The 21489-nt window shown below is 45.7% G+C and carries 15 protein-coding genes; 5 read left to right on the forward strand and 10 right to left on the reverse strand.

Features of this window, described 5'->3' with window-relative positions:
* Nucleotides 1-556: 556 nt before the first annotated feature.
* From QMY49_RS25565 to QMY49_RS25600, 8 genes are all read right to left on the reverse strand, one after another.
* Nucleotides 557-1864, reverse strand: coding sequence for a BatD family protein (locus QMY49_RS25565; protein ID WP_239911311.1), 1308 nt, complete (start codon nt 1862-1864; stop codon nt 557-559).
* Complete coding sequence (locus QMY49_RS25570; protein WP_283315301.1) at nt 1861-3609, reverse strand: vWA domain-containing protein; 1749 nt, start codon at nt 3607-3609, stop codon at nt 1861-1863. The genes QMY49_RS25565 and QMY49_RS25570 overlap by 4 nt, the downstream gene beginning before the upstream one ends.
* Entirely contained in the window at nt 3602-4693 is a 1092-nt protein-coding gene (locus QMY49_RS25575; RefSeq protein ID WP_283315302.1) for a vWA domain-containing protein, read from the reverse strand. Before QMY49_RS25575 ends, QMY49_RS25570 begins: the two co-directional genes overlap by 8 nt.
* A complete protein-coding gene (locus QMY49_RS25580; RefSeq protein ID WP_053049375.1) occupies nt 4686-5237 on the reverse strand; it encodes a DUF4381 domain-containing protein in 552 nt (183 codons plus the stop codon). The genes QMY49_RS25575 and QMY49_RS25580 overlap by 8 nt, the downstream gene beginning before the upstream one ends.
* Nucleotides 5238-6200, reverse strand: a complete 963-nt coding sequence (locus tag QMY49_RS25585) for a DUF58 domain-containing protein (protein ID WP_283315306.1) — start codon at nt 6198-6200, stop codon at nt 5238-5240. It lies immediately after the preceding gene.
* Between the two features lie 12 nt (nt 6201-6212).
* Complete coding sequence (locus QMY49_RS25590; RefSeq protein WP_009697249.1) at nt 6213-7196, reverse strand: AAA family ATPase; 984 nt, start codon at nt 7194-7196, stop codon at nt 6213-6215.
* Nucleotides 7197-7261: 65 nt separating this feature from the next.
* A complete protein-coding gene (locus QMY49_RS25595) occupies nt 7262-8578 on the reverse strand; it encodes an anaerobic sulfatase maturase (protein WP_005447188.1) in 1317 nt (438 codons plus the stop codon).
* Nucleotides 8579-8673: 95 nt separating this feature from the next.
* Nucleotides 8674-10191 carry an arylsulfatase gene (locus tag QMY49_RS25600; RefSeq protein ID WP_283315310.1) on the reverse strand — a complete coding sequence of 506 codons (1518 nt, stop codon included), beginning with the start codon at nt 10189-10191 and terminating at the stop codon, nt 8674-8676.
* 127 nt (nt 10192-10318) lie between these two features.
* Between QMY49_RS25600 and QMY49_RS25605 the strand changes: the two genes are divergently transcribed.
* On the forward strand, nt 10319-11188 hold the full coding sequence (locus tag QMY49_RS25605; RefSeq protein ID WP_283315312.1) for a LysR family transcriptional regulator: 870 nt from the start codon (nt 10319-10321) through the stop codon (nt 11186-11188).
* Here QMY49_RS25605 and QMY49_RS25610 read toward each other — a convergent pair.
* Together QMY49_RS25610 and QMY49_RS25615 are read right to left on the reverse strand one after the other, a co-directional pair.
* Entirely contained in the window at nt 11175-13481 is a 2307-nt protein-coding gene (locus QMY49_RS25610) for a multiheme c-type cytochrome (protein ID WP_283315314.1), read from the reverse strand. The two genes, QMY49_RS25605 and QMY49_RS25610, sit on opposite strands and share 14 nt — an antisense overlap.
* A 149-nt stretch (nt 13482-13630) precedes the next feature.
* Nucleotides 13631-15178, reverse strand: coding sequence for an arylsulfatase (locus tag QMY49_RS25615; RefSeq protein WP_005447192.1), 1548 nt, complete (start codon nt 15176-15178; stop codon nt 13631-13633).
* A 346-nt stretch (nt 15179-15524) separates the two neighbouring features.
* Here QMY49_RS25615 and QMY49_RS25620 point away from each other — a divergent pair, with 346 nt between their 5' ends.
* The 4 genes from QMY49_RS25620 (at nt 15525) to QMY49_RS25635 (ending at nt 21486) form a co-directional block, all read left to right on the forward strand.
* Entirely contained in the window at nt 15525-17090 is a 1566-nt protein-coding gene (locus QMY49_RS25620) for an arylsulfatase (protein ID WP_005447193.1), read from the forward strand.
* A 266-nt stretch (nt 17091-17356) separates the two neighbouring features.
* Nucleotides 17357-18115 carry a response regulator transcription factor gene (locus tag QMY49_RS25625; RefSeq protein ID WP_009697251.1) on the forward strand — a complete coding sequence of 253 codons (759 nt, stop codon included), beginning with the start codon at nt 17357-17359 and terminating at the stop codon, nt 18113-18115.
* Entirely contained in the window at nt 18112-19452 is a 1341-nt protein-coding gene (locus QMY49_RS25630; RefSeq protein ID WP_009697252.1) for a sensor histidine kinase, read from the forward strand. Before QMY49_RS25625 ends, QMY49_RS25630 begins: the two co-directional genes overlap by 4 nt.
* A gap of 108 nt (nt 19453-19560) precedes the next feature.
* Nucleotides 19561-21486: a TonB-dependent receptor domain-containing protein gene (locus tag QMY49_RS25635; RefSeq protein ID WP_017819209.1), complete on the forward strand. Its 1926-nt coding sequence runs from the start codon at nt 19561-19563 to the stop codon at nt 21484-21486.
* Nucleotides 21487-21489 lie beyond the last annotated feature (3 nt).

Genomic DNA, 21489 nt, shown 5'->3' on the forward strand with positions numbered 1-21489 from the left:
TAAACTTCACAAAATAAAGCTGCCTAGTGACGACGAATTATATTAAGATAAATTTAATACACAGAATTAAATTTAATCTGATAATTATTATTCACATATTTAAAAATCAAAACGGAATCACTCCGTATTTCCGTTTCCCCAGAAATATACACCGATAATTTTAATAATCTAAATCGAAAAACTTGCAAATTATCATTCCATTTTTGAAGTGTTATTTTATTTGAACAAATCAAAAATGAAATATACATTGAATAAGCCGTCTTTATCAGGGTTAAGACGAAAAGCTTGTCACATGGAAGTGACACTCCATCACGAAAGGAATTAAAGTGATTTATTGGTTATATAATCTTAAATATACTATTTTCAATATATAGCTGATTAATAAACCTGTTTAATATAAATATAAAATAGATCAAAAGCAGAACGTCGAAGTGACAAGAATTAAATATATGTAGAATATATTATTTAGTCACGCCCATTGTAGCACGCAAAAATAACAACACGACGTTTATTAAAGGATATAAAAAAGGACGCTTTACTAGCGTCCTTTTCGTTTTTATTTCTTATTGCTTGCCTGCTTATCGAGTTGTGGCAAGGCTTTAGGTATCACCCACTTGAAGCGTTTTGGCTTCAACGCTTGTATCCCTTTCCAAAGAGCATTCATCAAGCTTACATCCTCCTGCCCCTCTTGTAGGCGCTGTGAACGCTTCTGCCAAACATCAGAGTTACTGGCTTTACTCATTTCAAGACCACCTGTGTTGCTTCTCAACTGCTTATACAAGCTTGCTCGAACATCACCCCATCGGTTTGCTTTCACCATTCGTCTGAACACCAACCATGGCGGCGTGGGACGAGAACGATAATAACGGTGAATGCTCAAGACGGCGATAACGAGAACAAATAGCGTCACTGCACAGCCAATCAACCAACCAGAATAAGCTCGAACAAAGGATTTGAATGTATGCTTGGCTTTGAAGGTCTTACCCTCAATAACCACCGTTTCCAGCTGTTTACTCTGGCTATTCCACCATTGGAAAGTGTGCTCAGGTAAGGTGAACTCACCACCCTGTTGGATCACATACACACTTTCTTCGATGCGACTCGATTGGTAATCGCCACGCGTTTGCTTATCATCTAAGCGGTTTGGTTGAGGGTAGGCTTGATAACCGGCAGTAGAATCATTGGATAACAAGTCTGGAAGCAACACTGACAAACTGTCTTGTGCATTGATCGTAATGGTGCGAGTGATTGCATCGCCGACTTTCAGCTCATCGTTAGACGTTGTCCATTTCTGATCCACACTCACCTTAGTCGCAGTAAACCATTCAGACTCATCACTGAGCAATCCAGAAGGCATAGACGCTTCAAACTTAATTGGCTGCGTATAAAGCGTGCCAGCGACCTTCGAACCATCAGGCGCAGAGACTTGCACACCAACGGCGACCGGTGGAATTACAAATTGTCCCGAGGCTTGCGGATACAGGGTTATTTCCCAACGCTGACGAGACCACGTTTGCCCCCCTTTACGCTCGGTATAGTTGGTTGCTAATTGGTTACGCTGCTTTGCAATCACGTTAGGGATTTCTACGCTGCCAATGCGTGTACCACCGGTGAACCAACGAGGCGTTGCGACTTCGATGTACAAGATCACCTGCTCATTCACACTGAACTTAGGCGCTTCTTTCGTATCTACCCCTGCTCCCTGCTTACCAACCCATGCTAACAATTCAACATTATCGCTGCGCTGCAAGTCTTGAATGTCTTGTGCGTTCGCCAAACCAGTAAAAAACAAAGTAAACACCATCAAGATAGTGCTTAGACGCGCAACAATAGAATCAGCGCCAAGTTTGAATACATTCATCATTGTGCTTGCTCCTCTTCTTGTTGTTGCGGTTGTGGCTTCGGCTCCGTTTTCACGGGTTTACGCAGTTGAATTTGGAATTTAGCGCGCAAGAAGTACTTAGGGTCGGCCTCTACGCGTTTTAACCACTTATCCGCCAGTTCTTGGCTGCCAAGGATTTCGTTCGCATTGAGTTTCTCTTTCAGCATTAATTCAGCAGCAGTTTTTTCGTCTGCCCCATCTGCCGTTTGCGGGTTGTCACCCAGTTCAAATGACTCTTCGGGTCCATCTGTTGTCCCCGCTTGACTTTCACTGGTGCGGTTAATCTCTTCAACAATGCCGCCGATGACTTTTAGGTTATGTTCAACGTCTGGTCGCAATTGATCGCTCAAGGTGTCTTTGTCTGCCAGTGTTTGCAATAAATTACGCGCTGCCAAGTACTCACGTTGACGGGCCAACGCACTCGCAGCGTTGTACAAGCCATAGTCTTTTACCGCATCTGATGGATCGTTTTGCATCTCCAAGAAAGCCGTATGAGCCAGTTTGTATTCGCCAGCGTAGTAATAAGCCGTCCCTTTTCGCAACGGATCCGTAAAGTGCTTTGCTGCCTCAAGGTATTCGTTTTTGTTGAACAGGCGCTGCCCTTGTTGGTTTGGCGTGAGCCATAAACCCCACCACCATTGAGACGCTTTATCCCAGACCGTAACCTCTTGCACCACTTCGGGCTTATCCGCTTTGAGCGAGACCGTTTCAGCCATGACTTTTGGCGTCATAAACAAAGACGTTGACACCATCGCGACAACACACCATTGCACTAACCACCCTTTGCGGAACCAAAGCATCATGATGAGCGCAATTGGGAACAACAGTTGATAACCCATGTCTTTCCAAGGCATTGAGGATTCACCATTGAGTTGCATGTTTCGATCAACAAAACGATTCAGCTTCTCTATGTCACTATTGTCTACCGTCATTTCCACAAGGCGTCCACCAGTCGCGCTGGCAAGGCTATTTAACGAGTCCAAATCGACCGGGTTGTTAGAAACAATGTCTGAGTTACCCGCAGCCAAGATAAGCAATTGATAAGGCTTGTCAGCGAAGTAGTTTTTGTAAGCGGTAATAGTTGCAGGATTAACCCCATCCGTGACCAACAGAACCGTCGAACCCGGTTGGTCTTGTAATTGTCGGTCAATCAAAGGCAGCGCCGTTTCAGCAAGTTTACCTTCAACCGGCATGATTTCTGGTGTTATCGCAGCAAGAAACGGTTCGAATACTTTACTGTCCTGCGTCACAGGCATCGCAACATGAGCAGACCCCGCATACACAACTAGCCCAGTACTGCCTCCTTTTCTTGCTGCCAATAGGTCGCGGATCTTTTGCTTAGAGCGCTCCAAACGGCTTGGCGGAAGGTCCTTTTGCAACATCGAATCGTTGTTATCCAACACCACCAACATGGAGGCTTTATCCTCTCCAAATGGAGAAGCTTGGCGCTCCCACGAAGGGCCGGCACAGATGACGATGGCAATCGCCACTATCACCATAAGTAGCTTGAGCGGCAGTTGCTTTCGCCAACCATAGTCACCAATCGTTAAGGCTTTACGTAAGTGTTCTGGAAGAATGTCTTTCCAGCTAGGTTTGGCTTCTTCTCGCCACCTTAACCAAAGCAAAAGAAACATTGGGATGAACGCCAATAGCCACATTGGACGAATGAAATGGAACTGTGTGAAGAACTGTTCTAGTCCCATGCTAGAGAAAGGAGAATCAAACATGGCGCTCTCCTTTTCCGTTTTCTGCTTGCGTGGAAGCTCCACTGGTCACTGATAGTCGACGACGCTTAAATGTCGCTAACGTGAACGCGGTCAAGTACATCGCAACGACCAAAGCCATTAAGTAATGATGCAAACTTTGCTTAGGACGGTAAGTAGTACTCTCATAGAGCTGTGGTTCTAACTTACCAATCTCATCATAGGCTTTAGCAAGTTCGTCACGGTTGAGCGCTTCAAACGCCTCACCACCGGACTCTTTCGCAATACGTTTGATCGTATTCATATCTAGTGTAGTTTCACCCACGGTTTGTGGATCACCCATTGCAATCACGTGGATACGTACATCTTTGGCTTTCGCGACTTTCGCCGCATCAATCGGTTCAACGAAGCTTCCGGTATCATTACCATCTGTCAGAACAATGGCGACTTTCTCTTTGCTCTCTTCTACGTCGGTGCGTGACTGTTCACTTTGCTCAAACACCTTAATCGCCAAACCAATTGCATCACCTAAGTGGGTACTCTGCCCAGCCATCGCCACATCCGTTTGGTTAAGCAGCTCTAACCATACTTTTTGATCAGGCGTGAACGGAGTTTGCACAAATGCTGCGTCGCCAAACAAGATCAGACCTAAACGGTCGCCTTTGCGCGTTTTAGCAAAGTCGCTCAACACTTCTTTGGCGGCATCAAGGCGAGTGATCTTTTCTCCGGTTTGGGATGTAAAGTCTTGCTCTGCCATTGAGCCAGACAAATCGACCACAACCATGACATCACGCCCTAAGCTTTCACGCACCTGTGGCTCACCAAGTACTGTCGGCTTTGCCATTGCGGTCACGACCAAAAGCCAAGAAATAATCAGCGTCGCACGCTGCCACCAGCTCGGAGTCAGTTGGCTTGCGCCTTCTGATGGCGTTTCGCCAATGGCGTCCACAAGCTGATTAAAAAACGGCACTTTGATGGCCATTTGTTTGGTGCGGTAAGCTGGAACGAGGAAATACACCACCAAAGGCAGTGGCAAGATGATGAACCAAAGCGGATGCTCAAACTCAAAACTGCTCATGCCCAGCCATGAAGCAAGAAGATCACCCATGGCGACCTCCTTTTAATACACGCGCTTTGTAGGCAAGCGTGCGCTTTTCAATATTTTGAGCGTTCTCATCATGCTCTTTCACCCACTTAGTGGCGCGTTCAAGAAGTTGTAAACACTCTGTTTTTTCCAGTTCAACACTTGGGTCAACGATACTTTGCAGCCATCGCTTCGAGACTTCGTCATCAAACATTTTATGCTTAGGGTTAAGCTCATCTAACTTGCGCAGGAACGCCGTATCAAACAAGCGAGCATGAGAGCTATCAAGATGAATCAATACAATTTTCAAAATCGAGAACAGGGCTTTGGGCATACTCGCGTCATCTGGATTCAAACGAGAAATGGCTTCAATAGCTTCTTTACGGTAGCGGTTATCCCACCAATGGTGCAGCAATCGGTAACCCAGATACATAAGTACAATCGCACCAATGACGGCAAGGATCTTCCAACCAATGGTTTGTGGTACCCAGCTTACGCTTTCTGGCACCGCAACGTCATGCAGCTCACGCAGAATATACGTGCTTGGAGGCGTGTGTAAGTCTGTCATTTATCGACCTCCAACGAGTTTTTGGAATTGAGTAATGTGGTCACCTGATGTATCGATTTCGATATGAGGCAGCTTTTTCATCGCCATTAGTTGCGCCAGTGATTGACGTTTTAACTGCGCTTTCTCAACCAAACTGGCACTGGCGGCGTCGACTTTGGCTTTGCTGTCTAAGTTGATCTGGTAACGACCGTCACCAATCACCCATTTCACTTTTGCCAAATCTTGAGGAAGCGACTGCTCTAAAGGGTCGCTCACCATCACCGCGAGAACATCGTTGTGCTGTTGAAGCTGCTTAAGGTGATCTAGGTGGTGCTCTTCGCAATCACGCCAATCACTAATAAAAATCAATGTGGATTGTTTTAGTTTCATGCGTTTGATGAGCTCTATCCATTTACTGAACGTCACGTTATCTGCATCAATCGAGTCCACATTTAAGCGCTGGTTGACTTGAGAGAGTTGTTTCAGTTGTGCAAGCAGATCGTTTTGTGAACGCTGGGCTTTGCTGTGATATAGAGCGGAGTCAGAAGCGATAACAAATCCCACTCGATCACCGTCTTTCAATACTCGCCAACCACACATAGCCGCGACTTCAGCAGCGACCACGGATTTCATGACCTCGGTAGAGGCGAAAAACATCGCACTGCGCTGATCAACGCAAACAATCACATTGCGGTCTTTTTCTTCGGTGTAACTGCGCACATGGGGCTTGCCTGTGCGCATGGTGACTTTCCAATCTAGGTTTCGGATGTCGTCCCCTAGCTGGTAGTGACGCAGCTCTTCGAAGTTCAGACCACGCCCACGGAATAATGAGTTGTGCCGCCCAGAAAGCACACTGCCCGCTTTTAAGTGAGGCAGCAGGCTGAAGGATTCGGCCTGTGCTTGTAAACGCACTAAGCGAGCGTAATCACAATACAAGCGAGGATCGAGCCCTTGGGATTGAGGAGCAAGCGTTGGCTTTGCCATAGTCCCTCCTGCTTATCCGATTTCTACACAATCAAGCAGCTCTTGCACCACTCGCTGGTGATCAACACCATCGGCAAGTGCATCGTAAGAAAGTGAGAATCGGTGTCCAAGTACCGATGGCACCATCGCACGTACGTCATCAGGCGTTACATAGTCACGCCCTTGTAGCCACGCGTAAGCACGAGCACATTTGTCCAACGAAATTGATGCGCGAGGGCTTGAGCCGATTTCGATCCATTTTTGTAGCTGGGAATCGGCGTAACGCTCTGGTTTACGTGTCGCCATCACAAGCGCCACAATGTAGTTCTCAACCAAATCGGAAACCGCAACGTTTGGCAGTTGACGTCGCGCTTCAATCACAAGCTCTGGCTCAATGTGTTTTGGCGTCACTAATTCACTACTGGTTTCTGAACCCAGCTCTTCACTGCGCACTAAACGAATAATGTCACGCTCAGCTTCATCTTCTGGATAGTCGACGGTCACTTTCATGATAAAGCGATCCATCTGCGCTTCTGGCAATGGGTAAGTGCCCTCTTGTTCAACTGGGTTTTGCGTCGCAAGCACCATGAACAACTCTGGCAAGACGTGCGTCTTATCACCCACTGTAATCGTACCTTCTGCCATCGCTTCTAGCAGTGCAGCTTGTACTTTTGCTGGCGCACGGTTTACCTCGTCCGCCAATACGATGCTGTTAAAGATTGGACCTGGTTGGAAGTGGAGTTGAGGCTTGCCATCTAGTTCTTGGTACACTTCGGTACCTGTAACGTCTGAAGGTAACAAGTCGGGGGTAAACTGAATACGACCAAAGCTGGTATTAAGTAGATTGGCAAGCGATTTCACCGAGCGCGTTTTTGCCGTCCCCGGTAAACCCTCCAAAAGTACGTGACCATTGGTCAGTAACCCTATCACCAAAGCCTGAACCACATGGCTTTGTCCAATGACACTTTTTTCAGTTTGTTCGATTAATTCATTAATGGCTTGTTGTGCGTGGTTCATAGTCTACCTATTGAGTTTACGGGAGCCTGAGCGTTAAAAGTTGAGTATAAGACTGAAAGTAATAACTAAAGGTTATATTCGCTATATTCACTTGAGTTGTAAGACTTTATTAACGTAGATATACCAACCAAAATTGGCAGCGAATGGTCAAAGAACATTTTTATTCCTGGACACAAGTAGTTTAGACCAGCCTCACCATTCGGCGCGGTAAGTAGCCGATTTTTTGGGCATTCTCCCCAGCAATATTTCAAATACGGGCAATCGAGGCAGTATTGCGGCAAAGAAGACTTTTTCGCCATGCCAAAGCTGTATTGACGAGTTGAGATAGCAATTTCATTGAGAGAGCGGTCATGAATGTTTGCCAGTTGATATTCCGGATAAACGTAATGATCACAGCTAAACACATCCCCATTGTGTTCAATCGCTAGACCTTTGCCGCAGAACTCTGCGCTAACACATAACTGCGAAGGCATCCCCATCACTTGCGCGACGGCGGTTTCGAAAAGGTTGACCAAGACTCTGCCAAGATCGTTGTTCACCCATTCTTCAAATACAGCAATCAGAAACTCGCCCCACTCTTCTGCATCGACCGACCAATCCGTAACGACCGACATCAAATGCCCCGGCTTTGCTAATTCGCTGCCAAGTTTTGGAGACATGTTTTCTTTCCAGAAATGGGGAGCGGTTTGAGTGAAAGATCGAGGTTCAACACAAGGTGTGAATTGGATATAAGTGACACGGAGTTCTTGAGTAAGAAAGCGATACACTTCGAGCGGATATTTGGCGTTAAAGCGGTTTACTGTCACCAAAGCGTTGAATGACACATTATGACGCTTCATCAAATCAACGGCTTGCATGACGCGTTGAAAGGTCGGCTTTCCACTTCGGGTTTTACGGTATTTATCGTGGATAAACTCAGGACCATCTATCGATAGACCAACCAGAAACCCATGGTCATGCAAAAACTGACACCAAGCCTCGTTCAATAAAAGACCATTGGTTTGAAGGTCGTTTTCGATACGAACGCCATGTTTAGCGTATTTGTTCTGCAGTTCGACAATCTTCTTAAAGTAATCCAAACCTAATAATGTTGGCTCACCACCCTGCCAAGAAAACACAATCTCGTCACCGTCTTGGCTTTCGATATAGCTCTTTATGAATGCCTCAAGTGTTGCATCATCCATTTTTGGTTGAGTGCCTTGATTGAGTAATTCATCTTTGTGCAGATAAAAACAGTACTGACAATCGATGTTGCATTTTGCTCCGCCCGGTTTCGCCATCACGTGAAAACGTCGTTCGACTTTATCACTATTAGATGCAAATGCCGTTTTGAGAGGAGTTAATGCCATTTGAGTGGTATGAATGTGAGTTTGTTTTTTCATAAAGAACGATCTCGAAAGCAGAAGAAAGTCAGCGCCCAAGTTGGGCGCTGTATTTAAGGACAATAACTAGGGTCTATCGACCTATGGACAAAACGTTATTTCGGAACAAACGAACCCGGAGCCATACGCGGCGGGTATTCTTTGAAAGTATCCATGACCTCTTTCACTTTCTCGATGGCAGGCATCATCAAAAACGAACGTTCGTACATCCAACGGTCGTAACCCATACCAGTATCGCCACGCTCAAATGGGTCGATACTCAAATCATAAATTTGTGGTACGCGGAGTTTGGTGAATGGTTTCTTCCAGATATCCAAGCCCGTTTCATTTTCTTGGATCATGAAGTGATATTTGTACTTACCGTAGCGCAGAGCTAACAAATCTCCGTCGTCGCTCCAGTAGACAAACTCGTTACGAGCAGACTTGTCCGTTTTCCCCGTTAGATATGGCAGCTGATTGTAGCCATCTAAGTGGACGTTGTAATTCATACCGCCCACTTTCTTACCCTTGAGTAGCTCCTCTTTGACGTTACTATTGCCCGCCGCAGCTACTAAGGTTGGTAGGAAATCTTCCAGAGACACAATGCCATTAAGCGTTGTGCCAGCTTGGATATGACCTGGCCATTTGATCAATGCAGGAACGCGGAAACCGCCTTCCCAGCCCGTGTTTTTCTCGCTGCGGAATGGCGTCATACCTGCGTCCGGCCATAAGTTGATCATTGGACCATTATCTGTGGTGTAAACAATGATGGTGTTGTCGTCGACACCAAGCTCTTTAACCTTATTGAGCAAGTGACCAATCTGATCGTCATGTTGCTTCACACCATCGGCGTAGAAGCCAGCGCCAGTTTTGCCTTTGTATTCATCAGGAACGTGCGTGAAGTTGTGCATGCGCGTGGTGTTAAACCACGTAAAGAATGGTTTGTCAGCTTTGACTTGTTTCTCGATAAACTTCTCTGCTTCATCTAAGAACTCATCATCGACTGTTTCCATACGTTTGCGGGTCAATGGACCTGTATCTTCAATCTTGCCATCCGCATAAGAATGGATCACTCCACGAGGACCGAACTTCTTCTTAAATTCAGGATCTTGTGGGTAGTCTACGTTCTCCGGCTCTTCTTCTGCATTTAAGTGGTAAAGGTTACCAAAGAACTCGTCAAAACCGTGGTTGGTTGGCAAGTGTTCGTCACGGTCACCTAGATGGTTTTTACCAAATTGACCCGTTGCGTAACCAAGGTCACGTAACAATGTCGCTATAGTTGGATCTTTCTCAGAAATCCCCTCTTTCGCTCCCGGCAAACCAACTTTAGACAAGCCAGTACGCTTTGGCATTTGTCCCGTAATGAACGCCGAACGACCTGCGGTTGAGCTTTGCTGAGCGTAGAAGTTCGTAAACTTAGCGCCATCTCTAGCAATACTATCAATGTTTGGAGTGCTGTAAGCCAGCATACCGCCGTTGTAAGCACTTAAGTTCCAGTAACCGACGTCATCACCAAAGATAACGAGAATGTTGGGTTGTTCTGCTGAATAAGCGGTCGCTGATGCCGCTCCAATCGCAAGAGTGCAAGCGTTTAATACCAACTTCTTGCCGCGTTTTTTATCGTGGTTTGCCATAAAAGAGCTCCATAAATCCGTTGCTGCTAATCTTGGGGAGAAATCAGATGCCAAGATTTGATTAAGATAAAACTTGTAATTTGACGGATAAATAGAGTTCAGATACGTTAATACATAAATTCAGTTTATGGATAAGAAGATGGACTTAAACTTGATTCAGACTTTTTTGGTTGTCGCTGAGTACCAGTCATACACCAAAGCAGCAGACCATTTAGGAGTTACACAGCCTGCTGTTAGCGCCTCAATAAAGCGACTAGAGCAAGTAGTAGGCAAGCAGCTGTTTGTGAAACAAGGTCGTGGTATTGCACCAACCTCGACTGCCTATCAATTGATGCCGCAGTTTCGCCAAGCCGTAAGTATTGTCGACAACGCCATTTCTGAACGTACCTCTTTTCAAGTTTGCTGCTCCGAAACCTTGCTCCATAGCTTAAATCCAATTGAGAACGTGGTATTCCACGAATCTCCACCGGAAAAATACTTACTTTTTGAACAGATTCGCCAACAGAAAATGGACTTGGTGATTGATACTATCATCACTAAGGACTCCTCATTCGTGATAGAAACGGCTTACGACGAGCCCGCCATGGTGATCTGTCGCCAAAGCCACCCTAGGATTCAAGGTTCGCTCAGCAAAGAAGCCTTCTATCATGAGAATCACTGCATGTTTTCAGGAAAATGGAATAACACGTCCGGTTTTGAACAGTTGGCAAAAGAGCCGATTCAGGAGCGAAATGTCGAGATCGTGACGTCATCATTAGCAGGTATGGCAATGTATGTAGCACAACGTGATTGCCTCGGTGTCGTGTCACGCTCGTTTGCGATGAAATGGAGTAAAGCACTTAAATTACAAGTGCTTGATTGTCCAATAGAAATAGAGCATATTCCTTATAAATTTGTCTACCATAAGCGCGACGAGCACAACCCTGCCCATCAACGCTTAAGAGAACAAATTCAACATCAGTTGGAGTCTACCAATCCAGCACCTATTGATTTATAGAGGCTCTCAAGCGTTGAATAACCTCCGCTGGAGCCACTTCTGCAAGCTGCTTAACACATTGTTCAAAAGCAAAAGCTACGGCCCCTTGTTTATAGTTGCGCGCTAACACTTCACACTCGGCGTACAAATGCTGCGGATTTCCACCCACTTGGTAGGCTGTGCTCAATGCTTTGCTTGCCGCGAGTATGTCACTCTTCTCTAATGCCAAGCCATACACATACCAATACTGCGGGTTGTGTTCTGCCGTTTCAGCCGCTTGTTTCAAATATTGGTTTGCCTTAACGCCATCTCCAACACGAAGCCATGCCAAACCAGCGCTGTAAGGCAAAGCTCTCGATTTAGGTTGCGCTTCAATCCCTGCCATCAAGGTTTCTAGTGCTTTTCTGTCGTTACCTTGTGTACGGTACAAATCCGCTAAGTTGGCGTAGCTGTTTTCAAAGTAAGGCTCTATTTCAATGGCTTTTTGATAAGACGCAATGGCTTTACCTGTTTCTCCAAGATCTCGATAGACATTTGCTAGGTTGGTTCGTCCAAAACCTCGATCCGCATTGAAACGCTGGATTGCCATGTAGTCTTCCAACGGCTGTTTGATCTTGTCGCGTTGCAGCGGATTCATTTCTGGATAATGACGAACCAAAGCAGCCGCGGCTTCAGCACGAACGGACAATACTGGGTCAGTTAGTAATGGTTCGAGAATTTGCCAACGATCGCTAAATTCATAACCAGAAGAACCAGCAACGGCACCCAAACGGATCATATCGCTTTCATGTTTTACTGCCCTCGCTAATGAAACCAAAGTGTTCTGTCCGGTATTGCCACCCATACGTTCTAAAGCAGACGCACGAATAATATCGCTTAACGATGCGTCTTGAGCCGAATATGCTAATGCATCAGGCGCACCACGATGACCAATAGAATCCGCGTAAAATGCGACCGCGAAGTGTTGTTGATTTCGGTATTTTGAATTCGGGAACCATTCGCCTATTTTCTTATCTGCCCACTGATTGGTTTCGTCTTCATGACAAGACGTACAGACGTTTGGCGTATTAATATGCATACTCAAATCTGGACGCGGCACATGCCAACTGTGATCACGACGCGGGTCCACTTGCATGTAAGTCGTTTCTGGCATGTGACAAGTTGTGCATTGCGATGCCTCAGTATTTGCCTCATGGAAAGTGTGATTTTCCGGCATGTAGTCAGACGCAATATGGCACTGAGCACAAACCGCTTCTTCTGGGATCTTCAACTCTGCGGTATGCGGATCATGGCAGTTAGTACAAGTAACGCCTTTTTCTGCCATGGCAGATTGCAAAAATGAACCGTAGACGTAATCTTCGTCATAGATTTGACCATCGTGATAATAGAGCTCTGGTGTGATTAAGCTAAGACGATATTTATCTAGGAACGAACCTTTTACGTGATCTTCAGTTTCGTTGAGCTGCGTACGACGACTATGGCACTGCGCGCACGTTTGAACTTGGTGCGTCATCGCTATTTCTTTTGGCTGGAGCGTACTGCGCCCTTCTTCGTAGACCCATTCTTTTACAGCCGGACCTAAATCTCGGTCAAAACCATAGTGATTCGCTGAGACGATGGTATTTCCAGATTTTTCCGCTTGTTTGGCAAGCTCTACATGTTCGCTGGCAGGACCATGGCACGCTTCACAACCCACATTAATCTCAGACCACGTGGTTGAATACGTATTGGTTTTGGCGTCGTAGTTCTTTTCTAGATTCGTTGAGTGGCAATCGGCACACATGAAGTTCCAATTTTGCCCCGTATTCGTCCAGTAGAATTCATCTTTTGGCGTGGTATCTGGATATAGGTGAAACCAGCGCTGACCACCTTGTTGCTTGGTTCTCGAATCCCATGCAAAAGGAATGAGCTGGACTCGTCCATCTTCAAACTCCACCATGTATTGTTGAAGCGGTTCCCATGCAAAGGTGTAGCTAATTTTGTAGTCGTGCCACTCTCCGTCTGGACCTTGGATATTGACCCAATACTCGTCCCCTTTTCGATAAAAACGGTTTGGCTTTCCTTCGAATGTAAATGTGTGCTCGTTAAAGTCACCCAATATGGACTGTGCATCAGCATGCCTCATCGCCATATCATGATGAGATCCTTGCCACGCTTTGGTTTCTTTTTGGTGACAATCTACGCAAGCTTCACTGCCTACGTAAGTTAGCGTTGATGATTCGGTTGATTGCGGTGTTTCCTGCGCAAACAGAGAAAAACTGACGAGCACTGCAAGACCAATTAAGGTCTGCTTCCAACTTGCCCACTGAGTCATAACTGTCCTTGTGTGATTCTTTTTATTCTCTGATCAAAGATAGAAGTGTTTTTTCTTTTTAGACAAGCAATTACATAGGTTTTAAGAAAAACTCAAACGAGGCGCAAAAAAAGAGGCTCCGAAGAGCCCCACATTTGGTTGCAATCAATCTATTTATTGTGACTTTCTTGCAGTTTCTCCATCACCTGATCAAGTGAGAAGCTCGCAGCTTTCTGCCTTGGAGGGAATTCTTGGAATGTTTCTAAGAACTTGCCCACATAAGCCTGTGCAGGAACAAGCATATACGCATGGTCGATCAACCAATCGTAATACGTGTTCGACGTAATATCTGCGACTTCGTATGGGTCCATGCGTAGATTGAAGATCTTAGGCACACGCAACGGTGTAAACGGTTCAGCCCAAATTTGCAACGTACCTTTCGCGCGCTGCTCTAGGAATACAATCTTCCAGTTGCGGAAACGCAGTGAGCTCAAATCACCATCGTCTGTAAAGTAGAAGATTTCTTCACGTGGTCCTTTGTCCTCTTTACCAGTTAGGTAAGGCAGGAAGTTGTAACCATCAAGATGGTTTTTGAACGTCTTATCTCCTGCTTTATAGCCTTTCAGGAGTTTCTCTTTGATTTGATCATCGCCTGCAGCCGCTAGGAATGTTGGCATCCAGTCCATATGATGCATGATCTCGTTAGACACGCTTCCCGGCTCAATTTTACCCGGCCAACGAACCATAGCGGGAACGCGGAATGCGCCTTCCCAGTTAGTGTTTTTCTCACCACGGAATGGCGTTGTACCTGCATCTGGCCAAGAGTTCATGTGTGGACCGTTATCAGTGGAGTAAAATACGATGGTGTTATCTTGAATGCCAAGATCATCCACTTTCTTCAATAGCTGACCAACATGGTTATCGTGCTCAACCATGCCGTCGGCATAAAAACTGATGCCAGTTTTGCCCAAGTTGTCTTCTTTGACGTGAGTGCGGAAATGCATGCGTGTGGCATTCCACCAAACGAAGAACGGTTTGTCGGCTTTCACCGCCCGATCCATAAAATCAAGTGCCGCATCTAGCGTTTCTTCATCTACGGTTTCCATTCGCTTACGAGTGAGCGGCCCCGTATCTTCAATTTTGCCATCAGCAAAGGATTTAATGACACCACGAGGACCAAATTTCTTACGGAATTCTGGGTCTTTCGGGTAATCAACATTTTCCGGTTCTTCCTCGGCGTTCAAGTGATAAAGGTTGCCAAAAAATTCGTCGAAGCCATGATTGGTTGGAAGATGTTCGTCTTTATCGCCTAAGTGGTTTTTACCAAATTGCCCCGTCATATAACCTAAAGGTTTAAGCATTTCTGCAATCGTTGCATCTTCTGCTTGCAAGCCTAGGTCAGCCCCCGGAAGACCAACTTTACTCAAGCCGGTTCGCAGCACTGTTTGACCCGTAATAAAGGTGGAGCGACCCGCGGTACATGATTGTTCGCCATAGTAGTCGGTGAACATCATACCTTCTTTTGCGATTCTATCGATGTTTGGGGTTTTGTAGCCCATGAGGCCGAACGTATAGGCGCTGATATTCGACTGACCAATATCATCACCCCAGATAACCAGAATGTTCGGTTTTTCTGCTGCGATACTGCTACTTGTCGCGCCGATAAAAGCAGCGGCAAGAATCGCTAATCGGCGTTTAACGCCATAATTCGCTGTCATATAAACCTCTGTCTGTATTAGAAAAGTGCATCCTGCACACAAACTTATAGCTCACAAAACAGACTAATGCGAATCCAATAGCATAATTAAAATTAAGTTAAAACTAAGGTCTTATAAGCTCTAAACCAAAGGGGAATTAACGTGACTCAAGTCTCGCTTCAGTTTTCCATACAAAAGGTAAGGTTTGAATATTAAACTAAGAAAACAAAGAGTTACGCGTCTGCATAACTTATGGTTATAAACACTATAAAGCGACATTCTTCAATTGCATCATTAACTTAATAGCCAACGAAGCGTAGGCGGTCCCTAAGCTTCTCTTCCAACTTTCAACCAATTTGGAGTTTTTATGGCTAACCAAATGAGCAAGCTGGCTGTCGGTCTCGGCGTACTGGCAACCTCAAGCGCAGCAGTGGCGGCAGACAAACCGAATATCCTAGCGATTTTTGGTGATGATGTTGGTTACTGGAACATCAGTGCATACAACCAAGGTATGATGGGTTACGAAACCCCGAATATCGACCGTATCGCAAACGAAGGTGCACTATTTACTGATCACTACGGTCAGCAATCTTGTACTGCAGGCCGTGCAGCATTCATCACAGGTCAAGAACCGTTCCGTACTGGCTTGCTTACAATTGGTATGCCAGGCTCAACTCACGGTATCCCTGATTGGGCACCGACCATTGCAGACTTGCTAAAAGAGCAAGGCTACATGACGGCTCAGTTCGGTAAGAACCACTTGGGTGACCAAGACCAACACTTGCCAACTAACCATGGTTTCGACGAGTTCTTTGGTAACCTTTACCACCTAAACGCTGAAGAAGAGCCAGAAACATATTACTACCCGAAAGACCCTGAATTCCGTAAAAACTACGGCCCTCGCGGTGTAATCAAGTCATTTGCTGACGGTAAGATCGAAGACACAGGTCCTATGACGCGTAAGCGTATGGAGCATGCCGATGAAGAATTCCTAGAAACGTCATTGGCGTTCATGGAAAAAGCCGTAAAAGCGGACAAGCCTTTCTTCATCTGGCATAACACAACACGCATGCACGTATGGACTCGCCTTCAAGAGAAATACCAAGGTAAATCAGGCATCAGTATCTACGCCGACGGCATGTTAGAGCATGATGATCAAGTGGGTATTCTACTGGACAAATTGGATGAGCTAGGCGTCGCAGACAACACCATCGTTATCTACTCAACCGATAACGGTGCAGAGACTGTATCGTGGCCTGACGGCGGTGCAACACCATTCCACGGTGAAAAAGGCACGACATGGGAAGGCGGTATGCGTGTTCCTCAGCTCGTTCGTTGGCCTGGCGTAATCGAACCGGGTACTAAGATCAACGAAATGATGGCGCACCAAGACTGGTTACCAACACTGATGGCAGCAGCAGGCGTTCCTGACGTGAAAGAGAAACTGGCTAAAGGCTACAAAGCAAATGGCAAAGACTGGCGCGTACATATTGATGGCTACAACTTCATGCCTTACTTCCAAGGTAAAGAAGAGAAAGGTCCACGTGAATCACTACTGTACTTCACAGCAAACGGTGAGCTAAACGCAGTTCGCTGGAACGATTGGAAACTGCATTTCGCAACACTAGAAGGTAACATTACGGACGCGGTACGCTTCGCACCAAACTGGCCGAAGATCATCCACCTACGTGCTGACCCATTCGAGAAAGCGCCTCACGAGTCTGGTATGTACCTGCGCTGGATGGCTGACAACATGTGGTTGTTCGTACCTATCCAAGACGTGCTAGGTGAGTTCTTCAAGACACTACCGGATTACCCAATGCAGCAAGGTCAAATGATGAACCCTGCATCAATTAGCTACCAATCTCTTGGTCTACAAGGGAAAATGAAACAGCTAGAACAACTTCAGCAAGAAGTTAAGAAAATGAAATAGTTTCTTTTGCTACTACCGAAAAAACCCGCCAGCCTTGGTGGGTTTTCTTTTTTCACTTTTATCCGTTGGTCGCTTGTTCTTTACTAATTGACCGCCCTATATCACACGTTCGCATCACCTCCCACTCAGATAACGAAACTTCTAATTAGGTCGCACTTTGACGCTCTATTACTAATAACTGATAGCTTTCTCATTCAGCACATTGATTTTCACCAGTTGATTTTTGATAATAGTTCGCATTATCAAATAATGAGTAATGCATCAACATGTTCAGTCCAACGTCAGCCGCTAGCACTTCTCATCAAAACTGGTCTTCTAGTGCTCCCTCAACTGCTCCTTCTATTTTGTTAGTTGAAGATGATCCCGACCTCAACCTTCAACTCACAGAACTACTCAAAGAGCAAGGTTACAGCGTGAGTTCTATGTACAGTGGTGACGATGGAGTAAGCGCATTTCATCAACAAACGTTCGACTTGGTGATTTTAGATGTGAACCTACCTAACCTTGATGGATTTGAAGTGCTTAATGTGATTCGATCTCAGTCGCAAACCCCCGTTGTCATGCTCACCGCTTACGGTGCGGAAGAATATCGGATTCAAGGTCTTAAATGTGGTGCTGATGATTACATTACTAAACCCTGTAACTTCACCGAGGTTAGCTTACGTGTTGAAGCGATACTGCGCCGAACCCAACTGATTCAACAACCTAACTCTGCCACAAAACTCAGTGATAGAGAGCTTCTTCTCAGTAAGCAGACGCATTCCGTTACGCTTCATCACCGCCCAGAAATGGAACCTGTTCAACTCACACCGATTCAGTTCAAGTTACTTTGGACTTTAATCGAACATCGCGGTGAAGTGTTAAGTAAACCCTTTCTTTATCAGACCGTTCTAGAGCGTCAGTTCAGTCAATACGACCGTGCTCTTGATATGCACTTAAGCCGAGTACGCAAGCGCCTCATCGCAGAGGGAATGTCTAACGACCGCATCCAAACCGTTCATGGCAAGGGATACATTTTTAAATGAAAAAAATGCTGTTTTGGCGGCTATTTATCGTCTTATCCCTTGGAGTGGTGATCTTTTTCTCTCTGATTCATAGTGCTGCCATCCTCTCTAACGAGAAAATGAGCTATTTAAAGAAGTCTCATCGTCAACAAATTTTAGATTGGGGCAATACCGCACAAACCTTCATTGACCAACAAGATTGGCACGGACTTGATGTTTGGCTGGAAGAGCTTGCTATCAAAGAATCAACTTGGGCAACCGTGTTGCAATCCCATCTTGACGTAAAAGGAGGGAACCCGCTCAACCAACGTTTTTGGCAAGGTTATGGAATTGGTCGAAGTGTAGAGTGGAAGATTCACCTCGATTTCCCAGACAACCCAATTATGGAAGTCCCACTCTCTCCATTCGGATACCACTTTTTGATTCTGCTACCAGATCGAATGCGACCGGGAACCTACATGTCTCACGCGTTTTGGTTGTTTCGCTTTGTGATTCCCTTTCTTTCTCTACTAGCACTGACTGTGTATTTGTACCGTTATGTCATGCGCCCCTTGCAGCAGTTTCATCGTGCCAGTCAAGCTTTCAGTCAGGGCGATTACTCTGCCCGTATTGGGCATACCATGAAACTAGGCAACGACGAGATTAGCCAAGTCGCTCGTACTTTCGACAAAATGGCGGCACGAACGTCAGATGTGATTCAGCACAACCGCAACCTTATTGCGGACATGTCACATGAGATACGTACCCCACTCGCTCGAATTGAGATGGCAATTGACTGCGTAGATAAAAATATCGAACGCGAGCAAATGCTAGAACGAATCAAAAGCGATACTCAAAAAATGCGAGCGACCGCCGAAGACACACTGACCCTTGCGTGGATTGAAAATGAGCAACCAAACTTAAGAACCGAGTCGTTTGATCTCGCCGAGCTAATTGAAATCATCGTAGAAGATGCGCGTTTTGAATACCCGGATAAACAGGTTTCATTGCTGCAAGATCATTCTCTTCCTCTACAGGACTCGAACCAAATGGCACTCAGCCAATCTTTGGAGAACATCATTCGTAACGGTCTGCGATACACACAAACAAAAGAAACTTTAGACATTCGTGTTCTCACCAAATCCAATCATTATCAAATCTTGATTACTGATTCAGGTCCGGGTATCGACCCTAGTCTGTATCGACAAATCTTCAAACCCTTCTTTAAAGCAAATAACCAAGTCACATCCCGAAAAGGCTTTGGTGTAGGTCTTGCGCTCGCCAAGCGCCACATCGAAGCAGTAGGCGGCAAGATCACCGCTTACAACGCAGAACCAAAGGGATTGACGATGGATATTTCATTACCTAAACGACGCTAACTCCAGCTCACTGCAAGGATTGTAACAGTTGTAAAAGTCGTTTACTCAGAGTGGAAGAATCACCAAAATCTCACTCGATAATAATTCTCATTAACAATGGAGGTTACGGTGTCTGCTTCAACCGTATTTAAGCTAAGCCCACTTACCATCGCGCTTTTGGTTGCATCACAAGCGACATACGCCAAGGATGACATCGAAATTGTCGAAGTTACTGGGCACACGCCTGAAGGCGTCGATATCACAATCGATTCCGATCAGCTCGCTAAATCCCAAGCGCAAGACTTGAACGACATTTTCCGTAAAGATGCAGAAGTTAGCGTCGGTGGCTCTTCTGGCGTTTCTCAAAAGGTCTATGTCCGTGGTCTGGAAGATACCATGTTGAATGTATCTATCGACGGTGCGGAGCAATCCGGTAACCTATTCCACCATCAAGGTCGACTCTCTATTGAACCTGAACTTCTCAAGCAAGTTGATGTGAGTGCTGGTACAGGTCGTGCAACAGACGGACCAGGTGCACTCGGTGGCGCGATTAAGTTCACCACTAAAGATGCACACGATCTCCTTGCCGCAGGTGAAACCTATGGTGCGATGCTAAAAGGCGGTTATTACACCAATAATGAGGGTTACAAGGTTTCAGCAAGTTTATACGGAGAAGTCGCTGATCAGCTTGGTCTTCTGGCTTCATTTGGTTACGTCGACGGCGATAACATCGAAGACGGTAAAGGTCAGGAACAACCCTACACAGCGTTAGAGCAACAAATTGCGCTTCTAAAGCTTTCTGGTCAGTTGAATGACGAACATTACTTATCTATCAGTTACGATTACCGCAATGATGATGGTCGACGTTTAAATCGCCCTCACTTCCAGCCAAGCTTTAAAAATGCGCCTCTCGATCAAGAAACCGATCGTTCTACTTTTACTCTGAATCACAAATACGCAGCAAGCGAATTGTTTAATTTAGACACCACGCTCTACTACACCGATAGTCGCTTAGCTCATAAAGATCACCCCCGCTGGGGCACCAGTGATGGTTCGATCCAGACTACTGGTATAAAGATATTCAACACGAGTAAATTGACTGACCACACTTTGGTCTATGGCTTGGATTACAAGAAAGACAAATCGGAATTTGAAACCAACTACGATGGTAAAAAGGATGATGAAGAAAAAGGCACAGTCTATGGTCTGTTTGTCCAAGATGATTGGATGTTAACAGAAACCATCATTCTAACCGCTGGTGCTCGTTACGATTGGTACGAGTTAACCGATAACAAGGACCAAGACTTCGACTCAAACGGTTTTAGCCCTAACGTAGGTATTAATTACAATGCGTTGGAAGGCTTGAACCTATTTGCTAGTTATGCGGAAGCGTTCCGTGGTCAACAAATCAAAGAACTGTTTGTTATCGATTACCGCGAAAATGACCCAAATCGTAAACCTGAAGAAGCACGCAACTTAGAGCTAGGGGCAAATTACCAATACGATGATTTCTTTGCTGGCGTCACCTTCTTCGATAGCACAATCAAAGACGTGGTAACAAACCAAGGCGCGGTTTACACCAACGTGGGCGATTTGGATAACCAAGGTGTTACCGCTTACTTAGGCTATGCAATTGCTGACGTATCAGCTCGATTGAGTTACAACCAATCGCGTCCAGAGCTAAACGGCACACCGCTTTCTGATGAAGATTCCACATTGGGAACATCGATTGGTGATACTTGGGTACTTGATCTTATCTACCAACCAATGGAAACCCTTGAGTTTGGTTGGAATGCACGATTTGTTGAACGCTTGACCGATGTAGCGGATCCAACCGTCCATCCAGAAAAGCCAGGCTATGGTGTGCATGACGTTTACGCATACTGGATGCCATTAGCTGATGAAGAACTTTCCTTAACCCTATCGGTGAAGAACGTCTTTGATAAGTACTACTTCGACCATGCCTCATACATGGCATACATCGGAAGCCCAGTAGCACAAGGGTATGCGAGCCCTGGTCGAGACTTCCGATTTAACGTCACTTACGCGTTCTAGGTT

The sequence above is a fragment of the Vibrio harveyi genome, from assembly GCF_030060435.1.
Classification (GTDB): domain Bacteria; phylum Pseudomonadota; class Gammaproteobacteria; order Enterobacterales; family Vibrionaceae; genus Vibrio; species Vibrio harveyi.

Bases quoted from the DNA above. Each gene is read 5' to 3' on its own strand.
- QMY49_RS25565 (WP_239911311.1), bottom strand. From the start codon at position 1,864: ATGATGAATGTATTCAAACTTGGCGCTGATTCTATTGTTGCGCGTCTA.
- QMY49_RS25570 (WP_283315301.1), bottom strand. From the start codon at position 3,609: ATGTTTGATTCTCCTTTCTCTAGCATGGGACTAGAACAGTTCTTCACA.
- QMY49_RS25575 (WP_283315302.1), bottom strand. From the start codon at position 4,693: ATGGGTGATCTTCTTGCTTCATGGCTGGGCATGAGCAGTTTTGAGTTT.
- QMY49_RS25580 (WP_053049375.1), bottom strand. From the start codon at position 5,237: ATGACAGACTTACACACGCCTCCAAGCACGTATATTCTGCGTGAGCTG.
- QMY49_RS25585 (WP_283315306.1), bottom strand. From the start codon at position 6,200: ATGGCAAAGCCAACGCTTGCTCCTCAATCCCAAGGGCTCGATCCTCGC.
- QMY49_RS25590 (WP_009697249.1), bottom strand. From the start codon at position 7,196: ATGAACCACGCACAACAAGCCATTAATGAATTAATCGAACAAACTGAA.
- QMY49_RS25595 (WP_005447188.1), bottom strand. From the start codon at position 8,578: ATGAAAAAACAAACTCACATTCATACCACTCAAATGGCATTAACTCCT.
- QMY49_RS25600 (WP_283315310.1), bottom strand. From the start codon at position 10,191: ATGGCAAACCACGATAAAAAACGCGGCAAGAAGTTGGTATTAAACGCT.
- QMY49_RS25605 (WP_283315312.1), top strand. From the start codon at position 10,319: ATGGATAAGAAGATGGACTTAAACTTGATTCAGACTTTTTTGGTTGTC.
- QMY49_RS25610 (WP_283315314.1), bottom strand. From the start codon at position 13,481: ATGACTCAGTGGGCAAGTTGGAAGCAGACCTTAATTGGTCTTGCAGTG.
- QMY49_RS25615 (WP_005447192.1), bottom strand. From the start codon at position 15,178: ATGACAGCGAATTATGGCGTTAAACGCCGATTAGCGATTCTTGCCGCT.
- QMY49_RS25620 (WP_005447193.1), top strand. From the start codon at position 15,525: ATGGCTAACCAAATGAGCAAGCTGGCTGTCGGTCTCGGCGTACTGGCA.
- QMY49_RS25625 (WP_009697251.1), top strand. From the start codon at position 17,357: ATGTTCAGTCCAACGTCAGCCGCTAGCACTTCTCATCAAAACTGGTCT.
- QMY49_RS25630 (WP_009697252.1), top strand. From the start codon at position 18,112: ATGAAAAAAATGCTGTTTTGGCGGCTATTTATCGTCTTATCCCTTGGA.